Here is a 24,535-nt window from a genome sequence, read left to right on the forward strand (position 1 = left end):
CAGTCGATTAGATCAATTCCTTATCCTTATCTGTAACGTAGTCTTTACCTTCCAGTAGAATTCCCAGGGCGGTTAGAACTACGTTCACCGTGCAAAAGGAATCGTGCTCATCTGTTGCACAATTATCGCAGATACTTTGAACCTCAACAAAGGCTTCTTGAAGTTCAAAATTTTTATAACGTTCTTGAATTATGGGGACACTCCGGAACATATCGAGGATATCTTCTGGGATTTTATCGGAGAACTTTTCCCCCGTCTGAGCTGATAAACTAAGGAATTCCTTTGCCATAAATAATTGACACAGAGCCGAACATTTACACCCTTGGGCGCAAGATTTATCCATCTTTGAAAAGGCCTTATAAGCACTAAGCTTACTGAACCCTTGAGTCGCCATAATTTAACCCCTCTCACATTCAACTAGTAACCCTGAACTCACTTTACGTTCGTATTGTTAAGGATTTCTTCGACTACTTTCTTAAAGCGTTCAAGCCCAGTCTTCTCTATGACACGATAAAGACGAGCTCTCTCACCAAGTTCCTCCCCAAACTCTTCTGCTCCCGAGGTATAGGTTTCCAAGATCCGTTTCACAACAGGAAAAACTTGTTCCTTAGGAATTCCTTTACGTACTAAGGTTCCATGTTTTGGGCTCATCCCTGATTCTGTGCCACCAATCCAAAGGGAATACTTTCCACGCGGTTCTGCCATTAGACCCAGATCCTGGCACTGTACTCCTGTGCAATTGCGGGGACATCCCGATATTCCAATCTTGAAATCCCAAGGAAGAATCGTTCCGTAAAACTCCTCATCCAACCTCTTCGCAAGGTCTAATGTATCTCCACGAGAGTTAGGGGAAAACCCCTTACCCGGACAAGCTGCTATATTCCGAACGCTTTTATGCAAATTTGCCACACGAAGGCCGACTGCTTGGAGTTGTTCCAATGCACTTGAAACTCTTTCTTTGGGTATAAGGAGAAGCGAAGCCATTCGGCGTGTGTTCTTTATGACCCCATCCTCTCCAACGATCTCAGCTATAACACGCACTTGCTTGCCGGTCAAGATTCCGCCGGGGGAATTCACGATGATAGCTACAAGTCCATTGGCCTGTTCCGCAATAGCCCAGTGGATTCCACTGGAACATTCTACTGCTTCACCCGTCCATTGATAACTATGGTCTCGTTGAAGTTCCGTCATAAAAGCTCTCCTCTCTTATTTAAAGTAATTCTTATATTTACAATTCTATGTATGTAAGAGGAAATCCTGCTGTAACCGTTCTAAAAATTATAATAACGCATTTCTTTATGTCTTTAAGAGTTAACTTATCGAAAAGTCCAGGCATAAGCCACAAGCCAAACAGGGATGTTCGAAGTTAGAGCATCGCCAAGGATAGCTAGATGCCGGGTGGTAAGAGGGCGTAAATGAGCAAGCGTCTACACTATCTTCCAAAGTTTTGTTAGTACAAAAAAAAGAGCTGTTCAGCTCTTTTTTTTGCTTATAATATGTGGCTAATGTTCTTTAGCAGTAACGTTGATTGTTTGGGTTTAAATAATACACCTCTATCCAGCACGGCGATGGGTGACTTGATGCGTAACTTGATGAATTGGCAGAGGAAACGGGTCAGAGTTTGTTTCTAATCGTGCTACCGATCCATCCGACATTACCTCATAAATCTTTACTACGCCATCTCCCTTTGTCCATTCATGGCAACACTCTCGACAATAATAACGTTCACGGCCGATTCGACCAATATCTCGCGCTTCACATAGCGGGCAGTTCATTTGCAGCACTCCTCATCAAGGGTATTTTAAGAATATCCTTATTATACAGCATAACCCAATTATTTTGCTTTAAGAAATTGTGAAGCTTTTGTGTCTATTTATATCATATTTTTTTCACAGAAATCTCAGGGGAAGCTTTGTTTCTCCTACAGTAGTACAAGAATTGTTTCGATAAGTAATTGACTAAATTTTGATCAATTTAAAAGAATAATGGTATTACATGAAGGATTTTGTCGGAGTCTCCAGAATTTACATTAAATTAGTGTTTGATTATTATGAGAGGTGGCAAATTAGTGTTTAAATTTAGCAGAGATAATGGGACAGATCATAATCAGGCTTCCATTGATATGGATGGACTAAACCAATTAACGGAATGTCTAAAACGATGCGATCTCAGCAAACCACTTGAACTAGAGCTTTCTCCTTCCAGCCCACTGTATGATGTCGTCAAGGTCATAAACCAACTCATCGAGGTCCGTCAGAACGCTGCCGCTCACACAATGCTTGACATTAACGGGGTAGTTGGACAAATGACAGGTATGACCTCCATCCGTGAAATGCTTCAACGCATTCAAGAGCAAACACCCCAAATTGCTAATATGTCCGCCCAGGCGGAGGAGATGGGGGCTGCAGCAAGCGAAACTGCCTCCTCAGCATCAAATGCTGCATCCTTTGTTGAACAATCCTTAAGTATGGCGACTTCTGGAGTAGATAAAATCCAAAAAGCTGTGGGTTTTGTTGAACATTCCTTCACTGAATTTGAGCAAGTAAGCAAACAAGTTCAGGGTGTTCTTGATTCAATGAGCGAAATCGAACAAATTGTCGCTGTTATTGCTGGAGTTGCTGACCAAACGAACCTATTAGCTTTAAACGCTGCCATAGAAGCCGCTCGAGCTGGGGAACAGGGGCGAGGGTTTTCGGTCGTTGCCGATGAAGTACGCAAGTTAGCCGAGCACACCAAGACTTCTGTTACAGACATTCGGAAGAAAATCGAGGATCTCAGCCATAATTCTAAACGCACCGCAGATAGCATTCTCTCCCTCTCTCAAGTGATGAACGAGGGCAAATCAGTTATGCAGGGGGCTGGTCAAGAAGTAGAGCAAATTCTTCAACATGTTGAAACAATTTCAAGTGACATCCAGCAAATTGCAGCCGGGAGCCAAGAGCAGAGTGCCGTTGTTGAAGAGTTCGCCCAAATCATTGGCCACTTAAGCGAATCGGCGATTACGACAGAACAGGTTGCCAATCAAACGGGTGAGGGGATTTATGCCATCAGCCAACAACTCGGAGAACTTAGGGCCAGACAAATTTCGAGCGTCCCTGCTATGGATAATCACCATGCTTTAGAGCTATCCAAAACAGACCATCTCCTCTGGACTTGGAGGATCTATAATATGCTTTTAGGCTATGAGCATGTTGATCCTTCAACCGTCGGTAATCACCACGACTGCCGCTTAGGGAAATGGGCAGAATCTCCCGAAAATGAAGGATTGCGTCATAATCCTATCTTTTCAAAGCTTGCCTCACCCCATGCACGTGTACATGACCTGGCACGCCAAGCTGCCCTGGCTTACAATCAAGGCAACACGAATCAGGCCAGCGATTATTTAGCTCAGATGTCTCAAGCTTCTCAAGAGGTTGTCGGAATACTTGAGGAATTACAAGAGATCGTTTAGAACTTCGACTGGAGAGGAAGTAAATGGACTAAGTAAAAGTCTGAGATAAAATGGGCTGCAACAAACTAAAATTAGTTGTTGCAGCCCATTTTTTTAGAGCAATGGTTTTGGTTTTTAAATGAGGATTCAGCTGAAGAAAGTGTTAGAAACGATATTTAAATATCCAGTCACTTCAATAAGTAGGGTGCATACTGAATCATTGTGTCATCCCGAGCGACAGCGAAGGATCTAGCGCTTAAGATCCTTCACTTCGCTCAAGATGACAATAAAACATGGTATTGGGAGAAATGACAAGGGGTCTACAGCAGAATCAATGATTAGCTTTTTAAAGCTAAGCCCTTCTGTATTGGGCTTTTCCAATGTCATATAGATTATTTCCCTCGTGATCGATAATTACCATGACGGGAAAATCTTTGACGACCAAACGACGGACCGCTTCTGGCCCTAATTCAGGATAGGCAATGACCTCTGCTGAAACAATTCGTTTAGCAATGAGGGCTCCAGCCCCACCGATGGCTCCGAAGTACACGGCACCGTGTGTCTTCATTGCATCAATCACCTCTGGAGCACGAAGTCCTTTGCCAATCATACCAGTTAATCCTTTAGAGATAAGCTTTGGTGAATAAGCATCCATTCGTCCGCTTGTGGTTGGACCAGCGGAACCGATTACTTGTCCTTCTTTCGCTGGTGTCGGCCCTACAAAATAGATGATTTGCTCGTTCACTTCAAAGGGAAGGTCTTCCCCCCGCTCTAAAGCCTCAATCATCTTTTTATGAGCAGCATCCCGCCCAGTATATATCACGCCATTAATCAAAACATTGTCCCCGACTTTCAGGCCTTTAAGCTTCTCTTGGGTAAGGGGTGTTTCTATGCAGATAGCGTCACTCATTAGCCTTCCCTCCCTTGCAGGGTGATTTCCTTATGACGAGTTGCATGACAATTAATGTTCACAGCAACGGGCATTCCGGCAATATGGGTGGGATATACTTCTAAGTTAACAGCAAGCGCAGTTGTCAGTCCGCCAAAACCTTGAGGACCAATTCCTAAGCGGTTGATGCGATCTAATAACTCTACTTCTATTTTGGCCAGGCGCTCCTCGGGATTATGGCTTCCGACCTCGCGTAATAAAGCCTTCTTTGCCAAAAATGTCGCTTTCTCCATGGTTCCACCTACTCCTACCCCTACAATAATAGGAGGACAGGGATTTCCGCCCGCTCGATCGACGGTGTCCACGACAAATTGCATAGCACCTTCCAGTCCCTCTGAGGGTTTGCACATTTTAAGGCCTCCCATGTTTTCACTGCCGAAGCCTTTAGGCGCTACAACCAAGTGCAAGGCATCCCCAGGGACAATATCATAATGAATGACTGCTGGGGTATTATCCCCAGTGTTGACTCGTTCAAAGGGATCTTTTACAACAGATTTGCGCAAATATCCTTTATCATAGCCACGACGAACTCCCTCATTAATGGCCTCGGTGAGGCTGCCGCCGACCACATGCAGGTCCTGCCCAATACTCACAAAAAGTACCGCCATTCCGGTGTCCTGACACATAGGCACTCGTTCTTTTTGCGCGATTTCTGCATTTTCAATGAGACGTTCTAACACCTCTTGACCTAAGGGAGAAGGTTCAATTTTTAAAGCTTGTTGAAACCCTGCCATGATGTCCGAACCTAGATCATAATTGGCTTCGATACAAAGCGTTTCAACGGCTGATATGATTTCTTCAACGGCTAATTCTTTCATTAAAAATAATACCCTCCTATCTTTTCCTTTTCTAAAATCCTTCCTTTCTGTTCGTATTCTGAATTTTCTTTACCCTTGTCTATTATTCTACTCCTAAGTTAATTAAAATCAAGGGCAATACCGAGGCAAGCTATTTTAGGTTAATGTCACCCTGAACGTTAGCTAAGGATCTAGATCCTTCAGTCGTCCTTCAGGATGACACATCACTCGAGTTGCTTTCATAGCAAATGACAAAATCCCTAATAGTCAGTTAACGTTGTTCTTGCATAATCCATAGGTGAATACGAGCTTGAACCAGCGTCGTTTACAGCCTTAACTTTATAATAATAGGTAGTATCTGCCCATAGGCCAGTATTTACAAAAATTGTGGTGGTTACAGTTGCAATATGAGTATAGGTTCCAGAAGCCGAGGTTGACCCGTATACATAGTAGGATGTGGCGCCACTGACAGAATCCCAAATAAGATTTATTTGACTAGAGCTTACTGTGGTTGCTTTTAGCCCTGTCGGTGCCGATGGTGTATCAGACCCTTCGATATCATTAATACTGGTTAAAATACTTTCAGGTACAACAACCGTTCCTCCAAAAACAACTTTCTGCTTGATACTACTATTCTTGCCTCTAAAGAAGGCTAATGTAGAGGGTTGGACAGGATCTCTCACTAGGATAACTGGTGAATTCGTTAATGAAGCTAAGGCTGAACCAGCCAGAGCGTCTGCATAATTTTCACCAGTTGATACATAACAAATGCCAAAATCAAGTTCGTTCGCAAATTCTTTTATAATACTGATGTTTGTGTCATATCTAGTTATTCCACTAAGCCGTTTGGGAGATGGAAGCTGCATAAGAACATTATCACTTATTACTCCTGTTCCACCGACTACGTAGGTACTCTGTACATTTTTTAATAAATATGCTTTTACGTTTTCCGGCAAATTATCCTTAGTTGTAAGAAAGACTGGAATTCCTTTCATTGCAGCAATAGGAGCTATCGACAAGGCATCCGGAAAAGTTTCACCACTAGCAATAACGGCTTGGTTGAATTCCCCCAAGGCTTGGGCGATTTTAATCGATGTATCGTAACGATCAGTTCCTGAAATCCTTGATACTTCAATTCCCATAAATTTTATACTTTTTTCCACTTCAGAAGAAATAATCCCTGTTCCGCCGATAATTATAGCTTTTTTGACCTTTAAACGTTCAAGTTGAGTCAGTGTTTGGGCACTCAAGACATTACTTTTCGTAAGTAGTAATGGAGCATTATATTTTTGGGCAAGGGGGGCACTACATAATGCATCCGCAAAATTATCCCCATTTACTATAATGGCATAGTATGAGGTAGTCCATTTTTTGGCAACTTCTGCTGAGGTATCATACATATCTTCCCCTGCTAATCGTTCGTACTGGATTTGTGGTGAAGGATCTGAAGGAGCCGTACTGTCTGAATCACTCGTCGTTGCCTGAGTCTTATTTGAATAGGAGCTTGAGTCAGAATTGTTGACTGCCTTAATTTTATAATAATAAGTCGTATCTGCTTCCAGATTAGTATCTCTGTAACTCGAAGAAGTCGTTGTACCTATTTTGTAGTAACTACCTGAAGACGAAGTTGCACTATAAATATCATAGGATGTAGCGTCACTGACAGAATCCCAGTCTAGATAAATTTTAGTTGAGCTTTCGACCTTGGCGCTAAGATTTGTCGGTGCTGTTAGAGTATCGGACTTATCTGACTCATCGGACTCCAGGGTTGTTGCATATTCTCTGGAGGAATATGGGCTTGTGCCAGAGCTGTTGACTGCTTTAACTTTGTAATAATATTTGGTATCTGCGTCCAAGTCCTCGTCTGTATATCTTGAGGAGGTGGTTGTATCAATTTTGGAGTAAGTCCCTGAAGATGAGGTCGACCTATAGACATAATACGACGTTGCGTCGCTTACAGAATCCCAGTCCAGGTATATTTCACTGGAGCTTTCGACCCTTGCTGTAAGATCTTCCGGCGCTGTCAGTGTATCGGACTCGTCTAATTCATTGGACTCATCGGATTCCAAGGTAGTTGCATATTCTCTAGAAGAATATGGGCTTGTACCGGAACTGTTGACTGCCTTAACTTTATAATAGTATTTGGTGTCCGCTTCCAAGTCCTCATCTGTGTATCTTGAGGAAGTCGTTGTATCAATTTTGGAGTAAGTCCCTGAAGATGAGGTCGACCTATAGACATAATACGATGTTGCGCCGCTGACAGAATCCCAGTCCAGGTATATTTCACTGGAGCTTTCGACCCTTGCTGTAAGATCTTCCGGTGCTGTCAGTGTATTAGACTCATCTGACTCCAAAGTAGTAGCATTTTCTCTGGAGGAAAATGCGCTTGTTCCAGCACTATTGACTGCCTTAACTTTATAATAATAGGTGGTATCTGCCGACAAACCAGCATCTCTAAAATGTGTGGCTGACGTAGTAGAAATTCTTACATAAGTACCTGAAGAGGATGTTGAGCTATAAACATAATAGTATGTAGCATTGCTGACAGAATCCCACTTCAGATATATTTCACTGGAGCTTTCGGCCATAGCTGTAAAGTCTGTGGGAGCAGATGGAGTACTTTCCGCAAAAGTATCTTTAGGAAATGTTAACACTGAAAACAATAAGCAAAGTACCAGGGTTATCAATTTTAGACGTGATTTTTTCATGATTTACCTCCAAATTTCAAGGACTATTTCTCAATATTTCTCTTTCTAATTTCAAAATGCTATTTTCTTTCTACGTTCAACTCCTTTGCGATACTTATAAGACTACATTTCAAATCGTGGAGCAATACATGACGACGTGAAAACACTAAATGCATTGGCTTACTATTTTATTCTTGTTATTTTTTCAAAATCCTCCCTGCCGAAGGAACATTTACTAAATGAGAAAGATATACTTGAGGCACTAAGTTAACTTTCTAGCGAACTCGTTCAAGTAAAGTTGGCGGTGTGAGAGCATACGAAAAACAAATTAGGATGGGGATTTTCTTGATAAGAAAAGCGTAAACAACGCTACGCGTCTTTTTACTATACATGTCTTTGCTATGAAAGCAACTCAAGGGCAGTGTCATCCTGAAGGAGGTACGACTGAAGGATCTAGATCCTTCGCTGCGCTCAGGATGACATGAGTGAAAGAGGACCCTAAAGTTATACTTTCTGATTCGTCAAAAAAGGCTAGCATAAATCTAGCCTTTTTGCTGCATTGTTATTTCGTTATCTGCGATTCATAAAGCCCTCTAAAAAATATAGAAAAACGGTTACTCCTAATAAATCAGCGCTCCCTCCGGGGCTTATTTTGCGTCTGCAAAAATCCTCATCCAGCTCTTCGATGGCCTTGATCCCTGCTGCCGTTCTCATACCCCCTAGGTCAAGGATCTGCTTAGCCCTTCTCTGAACTTCTTTTAAAGTTTCAAAAGAATGTCTATGTAAAATATTGGTGTCCTCACTAAACTGCATTATAGCTAATAGTGTCTGTACTAACCTATCGTTTTGACCTAGCTCTTGATTCCCCTTATAAACCTCCAGACCCACGTCAAAGACTGTGGGCAATCCTCTTTGAACTTCTCCTCGGATGCCTTCAACTTTATGGGATAAAAAGAGCCTTTCGCCATGGGTCAGTCTTGATGGATGGGTATTTTCTAACTCAATGACTCTTGAACTTAATTCTCGTTCCACCAAACCTTCAGTCATATCCCGAATGATTTTCTGGATTGATGAGAAACCAGCACCTGAGTATAAGGCCTTTCCTCCAGCAGCACAGCAGATTCCCATTAGAAAAAGTGTTCCTTTATGTGTATTGACGCCCCGAGTTTTATGAAACATTTTCCCTTCACCCATTTGTCCAATCTGTCTGATCTTGCTAAAAATTTCTTTAGGGCTATCAGCAGATTGTCCTGCCTCTGCGCAATGAATCAGAGGATTGATCAAAACCGTGGCACTATCCAAAAAGGTAAAGTAATCCATATCACTATGCGCTCCCCTGGAATCTTTAGAAACCAACCCAGGCGACGGATAACAGGAAGCCTCATAGAGGATTGCCTGTACTGCGAGGCTCGCTATATTAATAGCCTGTTCATCTATATCTATGCCGCTGTCCCCTCCTACTATGTACTTCTGATTTCATGTTCTCTCCATCTCAGCTGTTTGTTTTGCATTATCATTATCTCCATATTCCGTATAATTTCTGAACCTCTCCTGAATATATTCTATAACCTCATGCTCTCGATGTCGTCTTGCCCTTACGCAATGCTGGGCATAATCCTCACAAAGATAACATTTTCTTCTGGGATAACCGAGTTCCTGCCTGCTTATACTTCGTCCCGAGCTATCATAGACATCGAGATCTAAACAACGTCCAAGGGTATGTCTTTCTTCCAGATCAACCACCGTCGTCTTTAAAGCTATAGCCTCTTCTTTTACTACCGCCAAAAAAATAGGGCCCTCCGCGCTTATTTGCATGGATTTGTAAGATATCCTTGCCCCTAACATTTTGCAAATCAAGGCACTTATATCATAAATAATAGCCAAGGTTAGATCATTTGTTTTCTTAAGTCCAGGATAATTTACTCTCATCACTAGCAAGGGTGTTTGATAACGTTTTAGAAGGGCGTTAATGAACTCAGCCCTTCTCTCCCTTGCTTCAAGGAGATCCTCTGCCGTGTATTCCTTCATTCCTTTAGTGTGGAGAATTACTGGATTTTATCTTCTCCACGATCTCCCTTCCCTGACTTGTATTTAGAAACTTTAAGGTGACTTCGGGCAAAAGACTGATCAGATTTAGAGTATCCCCCTTCTTGAGTAGGCTTCTAACCATGGAAGCACTGATCGCCTTGTCTCCAAAGGCCTTTCTTCTAACTTCATGCAGCTGAACCCCGTAATTAGGAAGCACTAACTTCAATGTCTCATTATAGGTTTTTGTAACCGGACAATAGGGTTCCTCTCCCACATATCTCTTCTTGATATTAAGGTGCATGCTGAAATACTTCCCAAAAATGGAGGAATCTAAATCTGCGTAAGCCTTGAGTCTGACCCCCTCTTCCCTTAAAAAGTAAGCAGGAAATGTAGCCGAGGAGATAATATATTCACCACTGGGTATGACCTTGACGTTTTTCAAATGCGCTACTCCCTTTGAAACCAAATCAAATCTCGTTTCAAAAGGAAATAGTGATCGATCCTCCTCAACAAGAAACACGAGGACCTCTGAATTATCTTGAGATGCTTTTTCAATCAAGAATTGGTGTCCTAAGGTGAAGGGATTACAATTCATCACCAAAGACGCCTTTTCTGCATCTCCAACCTGATAGTTCCTTTTCATTTCCTCTAACTTTTGGTGGATATCGTAAATTCCATTTTCTAAGAGTGCAACCTCGGGATTGCTATGGATTAATTTGAAATGCAAGGCCGAAAAGACGGGAGCTTGGCAGGGCTTTGTAAACACAAAATAATGGTAGACTCCTTGACTAAAAAGTTTATCGATTAAAGCAGAAATCAGGGCCGAGGCTATTCCCTCACCCTGGAGTTCGTCCTGTACTGCAAAGCATTTCAGAACATTTTTTGCTTTGGAGCAGGTTGCAACAAGGGAATTACCCTTACACGCTGGATTCCATACTCCATCTCTTATAATGAAGGTAAAATCCACATCCTGATCTAAGACTAGGTCAAAGCCTTTTAGAAAAGTTTCGACCTCATCTCGTTCTACCTTATTCTTAAGATTGACTCTTTCGATGTGAGCGCCGTAGACCATTCAATCACCTCTGCTTCCTTCGTCTCCCACTCTCCCTCTACTTAACCTTCCTCACGACATCAATAATACTTCCATCCCGATACTCCACAACGGCCACAATTTCTTCCGAGGTTTCGATGGTCTTTGGGACTCCGGTCATGGTTTCAGCCAATCGTTTTAATTCGTTGATGGTCATCAAGGGAAGCCTGGTGGTCTTCAGCTTTTCTAGCAAATCTACTCTTCTGGGGTTAACAGCGATTCCTCGTTCAGTGACGACGACATCGATGCTTTCACCAGGAGTCGTGATCGTCATCACTTTATCTTTAATAATGGGTAATCTTGCCTTCATAAGATTGGTAACCACAATCGCTAATTTAGCCCCTGCCGCTGTATCACTATGTCCACCGGAACCACCCATAATAACTCCATCTGAGCCCGTTGTGACATTCACATTAAAATTTGTGTCAATTTCCGTTGCTCCCAGAATCATAATATCTAGATTGTTTACCACCGCTCCTTTTGTATGGGGATTACCGTACATGGAGGCGGACATAAATTGGTGGGTTGGATTGTCTCTATAAGACTCTATGGCCTTTAAGTCAAAGCATTGGACATCAAAAAGGGTTCTAAAAAGTCCTTCTTCCAGCATTTCCACCAGATATCCAGTAATTCCGCCGGAAGCAAAACTTCCAACCACGCCTTCCTGCTGCATTATCTTCTTCAGCTCCGCAGCAACAGCGAGGGAGGTTCCGCCGGCTCCAGTTTGAAAGGACATGCCGTCCTGAACTAAACCGGAAGCTTTAATCACCTCGGCAGCCCTTTTAGCAATAATAAGTGCCACCGGATTCTTGGTAATTCTCGTTGTCCCCGAAACAATACCCTTAGGATCTCCAATAGAGTCAATCTCAACCACATAATCTATGAAGGCTTGGCTGATTTCAATAGGAGAGGCGGGATAGGGCACTAAATGATCGGTTACTGCAACGGTTTTGTCCGCATACTCAGCATCTGCAACGGCATAACCTAAGGACCCACAGGCAGCCTTGCCGTACACTCCATTAATATTCCCATAGGTATCTGCTGTGGGGGCTGCCAAAAAGGCCACATCAATATGCAGATCTCCGCTTTCGATAGCCCTAGCCCGTCCGCCATGAGTTTGCATGATAGCAGGTTTCTTTAATTTCCCCTTCGATACCGCTTCAGCCACGGGGCCCGATATGTAATTAGAAACCAGACCCGTTACGACTCCGTTTTCTATATGCTTAACGAGGGGTGCATGAATCGGGAAAATCGAACTCGCCGCAACCGTTAGATCCCTAACTCCTCTTGCGGCCAACGTTTCTAGGACCTTATTTAGTACAAAATCTCCATTTCTTAAATGATGGTGAAAGGAGACCGTCATTCCATCCATAATGTTAAGCTTATCTAAGGCTTCCTCTAAGTTCAGTATTACCTTTTGCTGATTTGGCATGACACTGGTTAGCTTTACAGCAGTTCTTGTTTTTGCTCCAATATCACTAAAAGTACCTTGAAAAGGCTTAACACTTCCATAACCCTCAATATAATCCGGGATTTCTCTGCTTAATATATGTTTCATTCTGCTCCACCTTCACTAATAAGTCCAAGCCTTAGGCCTTGATCGATGGTGCAAGTTGCTCGATTAATGACAGGAGCATCGATCATTTTACCATCTAAGGAACAACATCCTTTCCCCTCTTCTTCTGCTTCCTTCATAGCCTCCAAAATTCTGAAGGCCTGTTCCAGTTCTTTGATCGTCGGTGCGAAGACGGAATGAATCGTTTCTATTTGTCTGGGATTAATGACTGCTTTTCCCGTCAGTCCCAAACTTTTCGCCTTAGCTGTATCCTTTTTCAGCCCCTCATAATCATTGATATCGGTGAAGGGGGTATCGATAGCATCCACTTTTAAAGCCCTACAGACGGTTGCTATTTTATTGCGGGCATAGAAGATTTCCTCTCCCTCTCGGGTTCGTTCTATGCCTAGATCGGCGGTTAAATCTTCTCCTCCCAGCAATACCCCAACGGTTCTCTTGGAAGCCCGAATGACGTTATAGACATTTTCCAGCCCAAGGGCTGTTTCGATGAGTGCCATGATTTTTATGCTTCCGGGGGTAAATTCTTCGTCTCTTTCCAGCTTATCGAGGAGTTTATCCACAAGCTTAATACCTTCTTCGTTTGCCTTAGGAATTAACAAGGTATCAGGTTTAACTCTGGCAATCACATCTATATCTTGCGGTCCGAACTCTGTATCCAAGGGGTTAACTCGAACCACCACCTCTACCTGAGAGTAATCGATGGTTTTAATCGCTTCTCTAACTAAAATCCTGGCACTATCTTTTTCTGTTAGACTTACCGCATCCTCTAAATCTAGAATAATCGAATCTGCCCCAAGGATTGCAGCATCTTGAAGCATTCCCGGGTTATTACCTGGCATAAAAAGCATCGTTCTTCTCAACTTTTCCACGTTAACCCATCCTAACTTTTTACTTTGATTCTTTGAATAAATTTATGCTTTTATTAAACAAAAATTATGAAACTTGCAGTAATTATGTAGTGTTTAGAGGGATCGCTTGATAGCCGTCTCGACCCTTGCCGCAATAGTATAATCTAAGGCTCCTTTGTCCTGAGCCTTAATAGTTATACCCTTAACTCCTATTTCTTGTACCTTATGTAAAATCACTTGCTCAATGGCCTCTCCGAATTGCTTCATAACAATGCTTTCAAGTTCGAGCTCAATAGTTTCACCTTCATTTGGACTAACCATTATTAAAATGTCATTAGACTCTAAGGTCCCAGCTTTAGCTACTTTCGTGATTCTCACAGTTTTTACTCACCTCAACTTCTCCACAAGTCTGTGCTCAACCCTTAATATACCCTAAAATTAAATATTCCGAACCCTTGTCGTCATTATATCAAATGACAGGGGTTCGGAATACTCTGGGAACGCTTAAGGGAACCTGATTCCACATTTAGTTGGATAGCTCAAACGTTCCATTTTCATAGTTGAAGATAAAAACCTCACCGGTTTCAATCATGTAATAGAAGCCATAAATATTCAGTTCTTTATTTTGATACTTTTCTTTAATATAGGGGTATGTTAACAGATGTTTAATTTGCTCGAGAATATTAATTTGCTCTGTTAGCCATTCCTTCGTATAGTCATCGTCATCGTCTTTTAGCTGGGTCATAACCCTCTTCTTAACATTCGCTGCTAATTCCAGCCATTTCTTTGTATCCGGCAAATTATCTAGTACGTCATCGGGGTAATAAATTGCAGCACAACCCCCACAATTAGAGTGACCACATACAACGATATTTTCTACTTTTAAGGCCTTAACAGCATATTCAATTGCCGAGGTAGTTGCAACATATTCCTGATGTGTTTCCTTATAAGGTGGAACAACGTTGGCGACATTTCGCACGACGAACAATTCACCTGGTAATGATTTTGTGATCATTTCTGGCATGACTCGCGAATCGGAGCAGGCGATGAACAAAGTATGTGGTTCTTGACGACGTTTTAATTTACTAAATAGATTCTTATGTTCTTCGAAGTCCTTTTGTCTAAACTTAATTAGCCCATCTAGCAATTTTTGCATAAGTCGACCTCCAAAAAATTTCTTCGGCTCATTGGCCCATACACTAGTGCTTAGGGTAAGTTAATTTGTTATATATTGCACTATCTTAATTATAAAGCTTCTTTACTGAAAATGGGAGCCATATTCCGTGTTTTTATTATGATTATTTATTATAGCAATTTAGTTTATCTATTAATCACTATCCCTTGAAAGCCAGTGATTCTATCGAATTCATCTTTAAATCATAATCATTCCATACCATAATAATATGATTCATATTAATATTTTCTATGTTTATTCTTGGAATAGTATATTTTATTACCTTGGTGATTAAAAGGCCCCCACTACTGTCAGTGAGGGTAGATCGGTTCTTACTTTTCACTTCATTTACTGAGCTGCATAGGCGCAGCACCCGATTGCTCCATTAAACTGAGGCTCTTGAGGTATCACAATATGACGACCTGATCCCGTTCTCATAAGTTTGCCGACAGCTTGGTTGTGTGCAACACCTCCGGTAAAGACGATGACCTCTCCGGGGAAGGAACGCAAAAGAGGTATTATACGTTTAACGATGGTCGCGTTCACTCCAGCGGCTAGCTCAGCCAGCGGATATCCCTCGACAATTTTACCAATTAGTTCACTTTCGCCGAACACCGCACAGGTAGAATTCAACTCTACGGGAGCATGGATATATTGCCCCAGTTCCTCGAGAGACACATCAAGTATCGTCGCCATATTTTCCAAATACCGCCCAGAAGAAGCTGCACACTTATCATTGGTTAAGAAGTCCATCATTCTGCCCTTTCGAACCTGAATGATTTTACTATCTTGTCCACCTAAATCCACCAAGGTAAAATCCTTGAGACCCGTCTGATAAATCGCACCCATGACGTGGGCCTTAAGCTCGGGAATCGCCTCACCACCAGCTAATTCCAAGGTGTTACGACCATATCCAGTCGATACCAAGCTGTCAACTCTAGGTAATCCTAGAGCTTCGAAGTCCACGGCTAGTTTATCCCCCTGTTTACGACCATATTCCCGGTAGAAGCGGATCGTATCCAAGCTTTCGAGCCGAAGGATCTCTAAGCCCTCCCCTTCAGCCCTATGCATCATGAGAGCAATTTTCACACTCCGACTTCCCAGATCAACCCCACATAGGGTTTGTTGTGTCGACATGATGTCTCCTTTCACTACTCTTCGAGCATACTCAAAAAAGACTCTAACCTCATTTTATTTCGCGCATCTAGTCCAGTTGGATTTTCTCCTTCTAAGGTTAAGATGGGATAATCTAATCTTTTTCTGATAATTTGATCTTCTATTTGTCGATAACAAAAACTTTGGGTATAGTGGATGATTCCATCGAGTTGGCGAAGCTCTGCTTCTCGAGCGATATCCTCTAAGCGGAGAAAAACTTTATAGGGATAGGTGTAGAGGCGATACTGTTCGACAATGTCATCCGTCTTAAAGGGCATTGCAAACTGCCTCTGTACCTCATTAAATACAACCCTAGCTCCATGTTCTTCTAGAAAATCGTATAACTCCGGAAAAATTGGTGGGACGCCAATAAAACCGAGGCGGATTTCCCGCTTTTTCTTACGTAATCCAGGGTGAGAACGCTCTGATAAAGGTTCCCTCTTGCTGGCTTTCTGTATAAACTCCTCCATCTCATGAGCAAAACCCTCAGGGTCTCCGTTAAAATCCGAACAAGAAACTAGGTAGAGGTGATTTTCAAAACCCCCTACCTTATTTTCTTCCCAGGTCAATCGATCTATTTCCCAGGCTAAGGAACGGACCTGATCAAGACGTTTCTTTTGCAGATTCACATCCTCCCAGGTTGTTCCCAAGACATTAATTAGCTTGTCCATTTGCAGACGAAGCATGTCCGGATCTCGGTCATAGGGGAAGGCAAAGGGAATAATCTCGATCCCCTCTACTTCCCAAGTCTCCATTAAAGCATGGGTATTACTACAATCCCCTTGTGTTACGGCAACTATTTTCTGAATCTCTGGATTTTGCAAAGCAGTGGAATACAACCCTTTAATCCAACCGCACACATTGCGTGGAAAACCCGCCAACTCTGCTTCCTCCAAGCGACGCATTGCTTCGGAACTAGTAATAAAAATATTGTTCAAATCAACTGGTGTATCTCCCGCTGCATAAATCACTTCAACAGGCACCGTGGTAGTTAAACCGATTTTACTCATGTAGTTGTCTGCTCCTTTATTGAACAATGAATATGTCTTATTTTATAGGATCTAGGGTAAAATGTTAAGCAAGTCGCGTAGAGTGCATGTAAGGGCTGTAATGGGGCCCCGGATATGATTATTGAGATAATATCTCCGTCATCGATTAAAATAGATAGGGATTCAGTCGTCCTGAAATGTACACAGAAGAAGATAGTATAACCGTATCTTTGTTTTCCGACTTAGTGATAGATTTAGGAGCAGTGTTTAATCAAGTATAAACGTCCCTGTTAGTTCTGTCCCTTAGCACTTAAATACGTCCCCTGGGAATACTTGGTCGCGAGTTTATCTCGCGACCCTTTTTAATACAGCAAGCGTCCTATTCATTTCATTATGTACAATCATGTACCCTTCATCCACTCCCATGCCCGGTTTGGCAAGCATTTGATCCGGACGAGCAGCAAGAGAGACATGAACCGCGGTCCGTCCTCCTGAATCCGTTTCATTGCAGGATCCACCGACATAAGCGCCCACTCCGTATTTCTTGGCATAGATCACCGCTTCAATGGTGTTTTGAATCCCACCCAGATCAGGAGTTTTTATTTGAACCATATCTGCCGCTTGGGCATCCACGAACTTTACAATATCCTCGTAAGTATTGCACCACTCATCAGCTACGATTTCCACCTTAATTCCTCGGGCCTTCAAGGCAACACGCAAGGCCTTAAGCTGTTCAATTTGGCCTTCTAGACTTCCGGCATCCATTGGACCCTCAATTCGTAAGTGCAGGGGAGCCGCAGCTTTTTCTAGTTTTTCAAAGTATTCGACCATGCGCTCTACATTATCCTCAAAGGCTAATCCAATCGTCCCGTATACATCAATATGTAAAACAGGGCGATAATCCTCACCGCCTAACTTTAGAATCCTGTTTCGGAGCCACTCTACGTAGTCTAGGAGCAGTTCTCCATTTTTGCCCAACTTTGTCTCCACATTATTAATCAGGGCATGAGGTAAGACCCCAGCACGTTTTATTATCGCTTTATCAGCATTTTCATAGCGATCATCTCCAGTTTGAGTAAAAATCGGGACAGGTTCGAGAACCATCGGCAGCTCATATTCCTCAAGAATTACTTCCGTCATGGTTTTCCTTTGTGCCTTAGCCACTCCGTCAAGAATTGCTTGGCTCACCCCATAGCGGATTGCAGTATGGTAACGTTCTCCATTTTGCCGCTTTGAGCTTTCAACAAGACCTGCCAACTTGCGGAAAGACTCCAGCTCCTGTCCAATCAGTTTAGGTGCAATTTCCTCTAGAATGATGGGAATAAAATCTTCAGCCAAAAACAGGGGATCCCGACCGCCTGCCCCAGAGTATTGAACAGCAGTACAATCCCCCGAAGCCACTTGCCCATCTTCTAAAATAAGCAAAACAGAAATTGATTCGCCCCGTTGACGAACCGCCTTAAACCCCGGCGTTTTAGGTTCCCCCAGATATGTAAAACCATCGTGAGTTACCCCCGATTTAATCGCCAGTTGGTCATCGAAATAAAAACCCGTAAGCCCTGGTGAAGCAATCACGTCGATTATTTTCATTAAATATACCCTCCTTCTTAGATGTTAGACAAGGGTAGAAAGGGGACGGGGACTTATCCGCTTGTCCCCGCTGCGCGAAACAGTTAACCTGTCCCCCTGTTTCACCCTAACCGTCCCGTCTACATAAAGTAGACGTTGCTTGAGACGAAGAGAGCGACTAAAGCGAGCAGCCAGCCAAACTTCACGAAAGCGCAGGCGGAGGACGGGGCTGAACACACGGACGTGTTCCGCCGGCCATGCGACACGGATGTCGCTTTGGCCGGAACACATGTGTTCCGCCCCGTCCGTAGCCGAAGCTTGAGTGTTAGTTTGGCCTGCGAGCGCCCGTCGCGAACGGGTCTCAAGCAACGTCGCCCCCAGCCCTCGGACACCTGAAACAGTTGACCTGTCCCCCTGTTTCACTAACCCCTTGGCCGCCCAACGAGCATCCCCTTCCCAATGGCATATATATCATCAATGACCATTTGGAAGGAAGGATCTCGATCTTCGTCTCGACCACGCTGTGCGATGCGTTCTTGATGAAATTCCTTGATTCTTCCATCGAAGGGAATATTTCCAAAATCTAATAATCTCACTGCTCCTGCGGAGTCACGAGCCGGTAGGATCTTGCCGGCATTATACCGACTGGGAGCAAAGGGAACATCTATGACCCCCGCTTGAAAGGAGCGGACCGTACCGACTGCAATATCTCCTTCCCCTAATTCAAGGACTCGATCAAGGATGGTTCTGGTTTCTGCTAGGATCATTTCCTCTTCTAGGGCAAGCTCCGGCGTCATGGGCAAGGTTTGATCTTTCAACATGGTCAAAATCTGTTTCGTAGCACGGATTCCTGAAGCATTGGCTTCTTTAGTGGGAATCCCCAAGGCTTCATGGGGGGATTTCACGATAACTTTTGTAGCCTTACCTAAAGCTGCCGTCACCGCTCCCCAGGATATGACCCCAAAAGCTTTGGCCTCATCCTGAGGGAAACCACCCATCCATTGGTGAAAGACAGTGGTGATCATTACCTTTGGCAAACCTAGTTTTGCTAAGTACTCTTCTGCCAGAACCGGTAAGGTATGCAGGGCGGCAACATCCTGAATGAGATTACCACATTGTCCATACCCGAGGGTCAGACTGCGAACACCTTGAGCGACTGCAAGAATTCCTTCTATTACAGCAACAGCATGAGAAATAGCAGGTGGTACAAGAGTTCCAGTCAATGGTCCAAAGGGCTCACGATTGATTTTTACCCCTTGTTCTTCGTACAGTCCGATAAGGCGGTCCACATACTGCCAGTATTTAATCGTACGTTCAATAGAAACATCTTTTGAGTAAGGAATGTTATAAGAGATGCCGCCTCCTTCGTAATCCGTAAAACCACCGGCAATGGTGATCTCTGCAAGTAGACGAGCATCTGGAGTCCCATGGCGAACTTGAACTGGCACTTGGACACTTTCCACTACTTGACGGCAAGCCGCAACCCCATGGTTTACAGCTGGAAATCCGTTGAGCATTGAGCGGCCAATCATAGCACTTTCTTCAATCCCTGCCTGAGCTTCCGTATAACGATTTTGTCTGGTATAAGAATCAATGGTCGATGGTAGGAAGTCTGCTCCACCATCATCTTGAAGGAAACGCAGCAACTCGATATGTTCACTCAGGAGGGCTACACCAGCGCGAGGTTGAGCAAAGGTGATCCCTTTTGCTTTTCCTTCGGCGAGTTTTTCCGCAAATATTTTGCTCTTGGGCAGGGATTTATGATACTCGACTGCTTCTTCAAAAAAGACATCTTTACCTGTTTGCCATTGTCCCAAGACTTCCTGCCGTTGACGCTGAAATTCTTCGGCATCCATTTGTCGCACTGTTAATTCCATCTCCTAAACCCTCCTAAAGTTTTACAATGTATTTTTTCATCATCCGAAGTGCAACTAGTGGCGACACTTCTCGAAGTAGTCCCATTGCTGCTAAAATATACTGGCTATCCAAGTAGAACACGGGATTTTGTGGTTTAAGAATTGTTGGTTCAATAGGATTAAAGCTTGCTCCCTGCAGGATTTCCAAGGGGTCTGGATGATGAAGCAGGACTCCTCCTGTTCCTATCACCACTGCTAAAGGTGTCAAATCCTTTCCATTTTGGATATAGCTTGCTCCGAAGGGGGTATAAACTACTTCAATGGTTCCCACATGACGATCCACCGACAAGCCTACAGCCATTCGACCCAGAGCCACATCAAACTTCTCCTCTTCCGACCTTTGAGGAATCCGCAAGGGATCTTTTTTATAGAGGTTTAGTTGACTAGTCACTTGGTCCTCGGTCCAACCCAGATAGTCCCTCAAGGGTTTTCCAGCTGTTTCAACTAAGGCCTCTGAACTATAGCGCATCCCCAGATCTCCCTCCACCGTCCGTTTGGCATAAGGTTCTGGTAAGCCCTTTAGCATAACACCGGGTTTACTCGGGTCACCCTTAGCAATCGAGTGTACATCCGTCGTGGCACCACCAACATCTACAATCATTAGTTCTCCCATTCCCGGTTCAGACTGGTGTCCCTCTGCCAGAAGTTCTGCTGCCGAAAGCACCGCTGACGGGGTGGGCATCAAGATTCTCTCTAAATATTCCTCCGCCTTGTCCAATCCTTTGGCTTGGATAATATGGGTTAAAAACACTTCTCGAATGGCTAAACGAGCAGACTCTACGGATAATGCACCCAACTCAGGCATTACATTATCTGCCACAACAACGGTCCCATGCCGTTTTTTTAGGATGTCTGCCGCTTGAAGGGCCACCACTTTGTTGCCTGCAATCACAACCGGGAGACCAATGGGCAGCTTACTTAACATTTCGGCATTTTTTAAAATCACTTCCCTGTTTCCACCATCAGTCCCTCCTGCCAGCAGAAGAATATCCGGCTTCAAATGGGCAATTCTTTCAAGGTCCTGCTCGGTTAACTCATAGCTGAAGACCTCCAGGACCCGTGCACCCGCTCCTAAGGCTGCACGTCTTGCTGCTTCTGCTGTTAACTCTTTGACTAAACCGCTGGCAATCATTTTTAGACCACCTGCGGCGCTGCTGCAAGCGAGCTTCCGGACAAACTTCCATCCTCCATCTGGCTCAGGAATCTGCGCCAAGGCTGCTTTCAAACCATCCATTATGTTCGTTTCGATAGTTGTACCCGCTCGAGCCGTTCCTACGATTTCTTCCCTATCGAGGTCTACTATTGTAACTTTGGTGTATGTACTACCAAAATCAATGAGAAGGACTGCTTGCAATGTCCATTCCCCCTTTAATCTATCGTCAGACCTAAGTCTCTGCGTAAATCCTCAATTGGACCTTCAGGCAAAGTCCCTGGTGGGTAAACACGGTCAAAGCCCATGGCCAAAAATCGTTCTCGCACAGATTCAAAGTCCTGTTTACCGACTACCAAATTGCCGCCCACATAGATTAAAATCTTGCCAATCCCTGTCTCCTGACACTTTTCACGCAGACCCCGGCAATCCATTTCTCCGTGACCATATAAGGAGGAGACCAATAAGGCGTCTGCATTGGTTTCAATGGCCGAATGAATAAATTCCTCTTGTGTCGCCAGCACCCCGATGTTGATCACTTTAAAACCTGCTTGGGTAAAGGCATAATCCAAGATCCGATTCCCAACGGCATGAACATCGGATCCGATAACCCCTAGTACCACCGTCTTTTGTTCCACACTAATTCCCCCTGTCATGCTTTTATTCGCCCATTATTATTTGTTCTACGTGATCAATGGGTTCTTGGAGAAGAGTGTTTCCGACTTGCTTAAAGAGCTCTGGATCTCCACTAACGTAGTAGCGCGCTCGCCATTGTCTTTTAACTGGAGCCGTAGCCTCTGAACCAATTAGTCCCACTCGTTCCCACTCATCCAAATGCTGTAATAATATCTCGAGTTCTTTTACTACGGCTAAAGCCGGGTCGACGATTAATACATCCTCTCCTAAGATTTCTCTAATCACCGGTTCGAGGAAGGGGTAATGAGTGCACCCTAAAATAAGGGTATCTACACCGGCGGCATGGAGGGGTGCAAGGTAGGTTCGGGCAATTCCTCTTGCTTCCACGGAATTAGCCAGTCCTGCTTCGATCAAGGGTACAAAAAGAGGGCAACCTTGTGCTTTGCTTAGAGTGATTGGCTGTTCCCCATGCTGCCAAGCTTCCCGGAGTGTTGAGTCTTCAGGTAAACAACCCTTAGCCAGGGCACGACTCACTGCAGAGGCATAGGCTTTACTGCGCACGGTGGTTTCCGTGGCAATTAGTCCAATTCTTCCCGCAATGGTTTTTTCAACTGCTAAACGGGCCCCCGGTTCAACCATGCCAATCATGGGGACATCAAACCGATCCCTTAGCAGTGGAAGCGCGGTGGCAGAACTGGTATTACAGGCTACGACAATCACCTCAGCCCCTTGCCCAATCAGAAATGTGACGATCTCCTCTCCAAACCGGACGAGTTCCTCACGAGAACGGTTTCCATAGGGAACCCGAGCTGTATCTCCAAAATAAACGATGCGAACATCGAGGAGTCGCTCTAATATCTCTTTCATCACGGTAAGTCCACCGACGCCTGAATCAAACATACCGATAACGCGTTGTTTCTTCAAAACTTTTCCCCCTTTAATTCCAGCAAAGCTCCTCTGAGTAGATTAAGACTCCCAGCATCAGGTTCAAAGCGAAACTCAATACATTCCATGTTGCCCGGAAGCACTTTTTCCACGCCAAATCGCAGCCTGGGAGCTATAATTACAGCGCCGCATTCCGGTAAAACCTCTCGAAGAATTGCCTCATTTGGTTGAATTAGGGTTTTAAACGATGGGTATAATCCAGCTTGTCTAAGGGCAAGTTTTATTTTTTCTGCATACTGGTTGCTTTCACATACCAAAGCCAAGTCACGACCCATGGCTAATTTGGCAATACGTACAATTGTATCAAGTTTCGGTTGGAGGGAAATCCCCAGGATAGGAATGTGAAGCTTGCCCAAAAGAATTTTTACTTCGGCAAGATGAGCTGTTCCAGTAATCGCCATATCCATTCCTGCTAAGCACTCCAGTGCTCGGGGAGATTCTTGAAGCTCCGAAAGTAATATGGGTAGGAGGCTGACTCCTGGACCGAGATTCCAATTAACATCGGCGAGTTGTTCAGGGTTGCTTACTAGAAATGCCACTTTCATGCGAGAAAGCAGATCTTTCTTCTCCATTCCACGCACATGTACAAAGGACACAAAGTCATCAATCGAGAAGCCAAGCCCTACTGCCTCTTCCATAGCCAAATCGACAATACGTAAGACCTTTTCTTTACGACTCTCCTGCTGCATTATCAATGAAGTATCCTCAACGAAGGTCCCTTTTCCTCGAACTGAGCATAAGATTCCTTCACTCTCCAGCTCCTTATAAGCTTGACTGACGGTATTTCGGCTGACAGCTAAACTTTTAGCTAACTCACGTTCCGTGGGCAGCTTAGTTCCTGCCGGCCAAATTCCCTGGGTAATTCGCCGCCGAATCTGCTCCTTAAGCTGGATGTAATAGGGCACACCGCTTTTCCGATCTAGCTCCATCAAAATCACCTTTCTAAACTAACAACCTACTAGCCCCATCTATCATATGTTTGGTTTAGTCATTTTTGGCCTGGTGGACTAGTCCAATTAAATATTATTTCTCCATCCCCTTAGCTATTCCTTCTTTATATTAGTCTTATGAAAAATATTTTAGGGACGACTATTAGAGGACAACTAGATAAATGCCTGCACATAGAAACAGAGTAGAGGATTTGGCTATGGCAAATCTTCTACTCTGCTAAGTTGAAACTCTGTCTAAAACTCAAATGACTTCGGAGGATTTGGTGAGAAGTCATTAATACTTGCTTTCCCATGCTCTAAATAAAAGACCTTAAAGATCGGGTTCTCTGGTGACTGATATATCATTTTGACTGAAGGCGCATGTTCAAACACTTTCTCCTTCATCTTTAGATCATCATCAAATTTGATCTCCCCGCTGACTCTTACCCAAACCATGTCTTGTGTGGTTTTTGAGTATTCTATATACGGTACAGTTGTAAGCTGCTTATAAACATCTTTAGTACTTGCCGTACAAAAATAGAGCCTGCCGTTTTCTTCGAACATGAATCCCCAAGGTCTGACTCTAGGCTTACCCTCATCAATGGTAGCTAAATAGCCAATAGCCGACTGGTCATTTAATATGGATACTACTTCTTTCACAAAATCC

General features: G+C 43.8%; 23 protein-coding genes. 1 reads left to right on the forward strand and 22 read right to left on the reverse strand.

The window, feature by feature from the left end; all coding sequences use genetic code 11:
* Window positions 1–7: 7 nt before the first annotated feature.
* The 3 genes from HGJ98_RS07445 to HGJ98_RS07455 form a co-directional block, all read right to left on the reverse strand.
* On the reverse strand, window positions 8–289 hold the full coding sequence (locus tag HGJ98_RS07445; protein ID WP_291350422.1) for a nitrite reductase: 282 nt from the start codon (window positions 287–289) through the stop codon (window positions 8–10).
* Window positions 290–432: 143 nt separating this feature from the next.
* Entirely contained in the window at window positions 433–1,191 is a 759-nt protein-coding gene (locus HGJ98_RS07450; protein WP_291350423.1) for a nitrite reductase, read from the reverse strand.
* A gap of 362 nt (window positions 1,192–1,553) precedes the next feature.
* Entirely contained in the window at window positions 1,554–1,775 is a 222-nt protein-coding gene (locus HGJ98_RS07455; protein WP_291350424.1) for a hypothetical protein, read from the reverse strand.
* Between the two features lie 293 nt (window positions 1,776–2,068).
* Here HGJ98_RS07455 and HGJ98_RS07460 point away from each other — a divergent pair, with 293 nt between their 5' ends.
* Window positions 2,069–3,451 carry a methyl-accepting chemotaxis protein gene (locus HGJ98_RS07460; RefSeq protein WP_291350425.1) on the forward strand — a complete coding sequence of 461 codons (1,383 nt, stop codon included), beginning with the start codon at window positions 2,069–2,071 and terminating at the stop codon, window positions 3,449–3,451.
* A 331-nt stretch (window positions 3,452–3,782) separates the two neighbouring features.
* On the opposite strand, the gene HGJ98_RS07465 is transcribed toward HGJ98_RS07460, so the two are convergent.
* From HGJ98_RS07465 to HGJ98_RS07555, 19 genes are all read right to left on the reverse strand, one after another.
* Complete coding sequence (locus tag HGJ98_RS07465; protein WP_291350426.1) at window positions 3,783–4,340, reverse strand: Fe-S-containing hydro-lyase; 558 nt, start codon at window positions 4,338–4,340, stop codon at window positions 3,783–3,785.
* Complete coding sequence (locus HGJ98_RS07470; RefSeq protein WP_291350427.1) at window positions 4,340–5,197, reverse strand: fumarate hydratase; 858 nt, start codon at window positions 5,195–5,197, stop codon at window positions 4,340–4,342. The genes HGJ98_RS07465 and HGJ98_RS07470 overlap by 1 nt, the downstream gene beginning before the upstream one ends.
* A gap of 239 nt (window positions 5,198–5,436) precedes the next feature.
* Complete coding sequence (locus HGJ98_RS07475; protein WP_291350428.1) at window positions 5,437–7,884, reverse strand: cell wall-binding repeat-containing protein; 2,448 nt, start codon at window positions 7,882–7,884, stop codon at window positions 5,437–5,439.
* Window positions 7,885–8,433: 549 nt separating this feature from the next.
* The gene (gene citG / locus HGJ98_RS07480; protein ID WP_291350591.1) at window positions 8,434–9,327 is read right to left on the reverse strand and encodes a triphosphoribosyl-dephospho-CoA synthase CitG; all 894 of its coding nucleotides are present in this window, start codon (window positions 9,325–9,327) and stop codon (window positions 8,434–8,436) included.
* A gap of 12 nt (window positions 9,328–9,339) precedes the next feature.
* Window positions 9,340–9,891 (reverse strand): citrate lyase holo-[acyl-carrier protein] synthase, encoded by a 552-nt coding sequence (gene citX / locus HGJ98_RS07485; protein ID WP_291350429.1) that lies wholly within the window; start codon window positions 9,889–9,891, stop codon window positions 9,340–9,342.
* A gap of 4 nt (window positions 9,892–9,895) precedes the next feature.
* Entirely contained in the window at window positions 9,896–10,963 is a 1,068-nt protein-coding gene (gene citC / locus HGJ98_RS07490; protein ID WP_291350430.1) for a [citrate (pro-3S)-lyase] ligase, read from the reverse strand.
* A 37-nt stretch (window positions 10,964–11,000) separates the two neighbouring features.
* Window positions 11,001–12,539 (reverse strand): citrate lyase subunit alpha, encoded by a 1,539-nt coding sequence (gene citF, locus HGJ98_RS07495; RefSeq protein WP_291350431.1) that lies wholly within the window; start codon window positions 12,537–12,539, stop codon window positions 11,001–11,003.
* Window positions 12,536–13,426 (reverse strand): aldolase/citrate lyase family protein, encoded by an 891-nt coding sequence (locus HGJ98_RS07500; protein WP_291350432.1) that lies wholly within the window; start codon window positions 13,424–13,426, stop codon window positions 12,536–12,538. The genes citF and HGJ98_RS07500 overlap by 4 nt, the downstream gene beginning before the upstream one ends.
* A gap of 93 nt (window positions 13,427–13,519) precedes the next feature.
* The gene (gene citD / locus HGJ98_RS07505) at window positions 13,520–13,783 is read right to left on the reverse strand and encodes a citrate lyase acyl carrier protein (protein ID WP_291350433.1); all 264 of its coding nucleotides are present in this window, start codon (window positions 13,781–13,783) and stop codon (window positions 13,520–13,522) included.
* A 148-nt stretch (window positions 13,784–13,931) separates the two neighbouring features.
* Window positions 13,932–14,561 carry a carbonic anhydrase gene (locus HGJ98_RS07510; protein ID WP_291350434.1) on the reverse strand — a complete coding sequence of 210 codons (630 nt, stop codon included), beginning with the start codon at window positions 14,559–14,561 and terminating at the stop codon, window positions 13,932–13,934.
* A 366-nt stretch (window positions 14,562–14,927) separates the two neighbouring features.
* Complete coding sequence (locus HGJ98_RS07515) at window positions 14,928–15,716, reverse strand: acyl-CoA dehydratase activase (RefSeq protein ID WP_291350435.1); 789 nt, start codon at window positions 15,714–15,716, stop codon at window positions 14,928–14,930.
* A 14-nt stretch (window positions 15,717–15,730) separates the two neighbouring features.
* Entirely contained in the window at window positions 15,731–16,744 is a 1,014-nt protein-coding gene (locus tag HGJ98_RS07520) for a 2-hydroxyacyl-CoA dehydratase family protein (protein WP_291350436.1), read from the reverse strand.
* Window positions 16,745–17,068: 324 nt separating this feature from the next.
* Window positions 17,069–18,313 (reverse strand): methylaspartate ammonia-lyase, encoded by a 1,245-nt coding sequence (locus HGJ98_RS07525; RefSeq protein ID WP_291350437.1) that lies wholly within the window; start codon window positions 18,311–18,313, stop codon window positions 17,069–17,071.
* Between the two features lie 401 nt (window positions 18,314–18,714).
* On the reverse strand, window positions 18,715–20,169 hold the full coding sequence (locus tag HGJ98_RS07530; protein ID WP_291350438.1) for a methylaspartate mutase subunit E: 1,455 nt from the start codon (window positions 20,167–20,169) through the stop codon (window positions 18,715–18,717).
* A 13-nt stretch (window positions 20,170–20,182) separates the two neighbouring features.
* Window positions 20,183–21,562 (reverse strand): methylaspartate mutase accessory protein GlmL, encoded by a 1,380-nt coding sequence (gene glmL / locus HGJ98_RS07535; protein ID WP_291350439.1) that lies wholly within the window; start codon window positions 21,560–21,562, stop codon window positions 20,183–20,185.
* A 14-nt stretch (window positions 21,563–21,576) separates the two neighbouring features.
* Window positions 21,577–21,996, reverse strand: coding sequence for a methylaspartate mutase subunit S (gene glmS / locus HGJ98_RS07540; RefSeq protein WP_291350440.1), 420 nt, complete (start codon window positions 21,994–21,996; stop codon window positions 21,577–21,579).
* 22 nt (window positions 21,997–22,018) lie between these two features.
* Window positions 22,019–22,918: a glutamate racemase gene (murI, locus tag HGJ98_RS07545; RefSeq protein ID WP_291350441.1), complete on the reverse strand. Its 900-nt coding sequence runs from the start codon at window positions 22,916–22,918 to the stop codon at window positions 22,019–22,021.
* A complete protein-coding gene (locus HGJ98_RS07550; protein ID WP_291350442.1) occupies window positions 22,915–23,868 on the reverse strand; it encodes a GntR family transcriptional regulator in 954 nt (317 codons plus the stop codon). The genes murI and HGJ98_RS07550 overlap by 4 nt, the downstream gene beginning before the upstream one ends.
* Window positions 23,869–24,123: 255 nt before the next feature.
* A complete protein-coding gene (locus HGJ98_RS07555; protein ID WP_291350443.1) occupies window positions 24,124–24,528 on the reverse strand; it encodes a pyridoxamine 5'-phosphate oxidase family protein in 405 nt (134 codons plus the stop codon).
* Window positions 24,529–24,535: the final 7 nt, after the last annotated feature.

Origin of the sequence: Desulfosporosinus sp., from assembly GCF_014237355.1 — a bacterium.
In the GTDB taxonomy this organism is placed as follows: Bacteria; Bacillota; Desulfitobacteriia; order Desulfitobacteriales; family Desulfitobacteriaceae; genus Desulfosporosinus.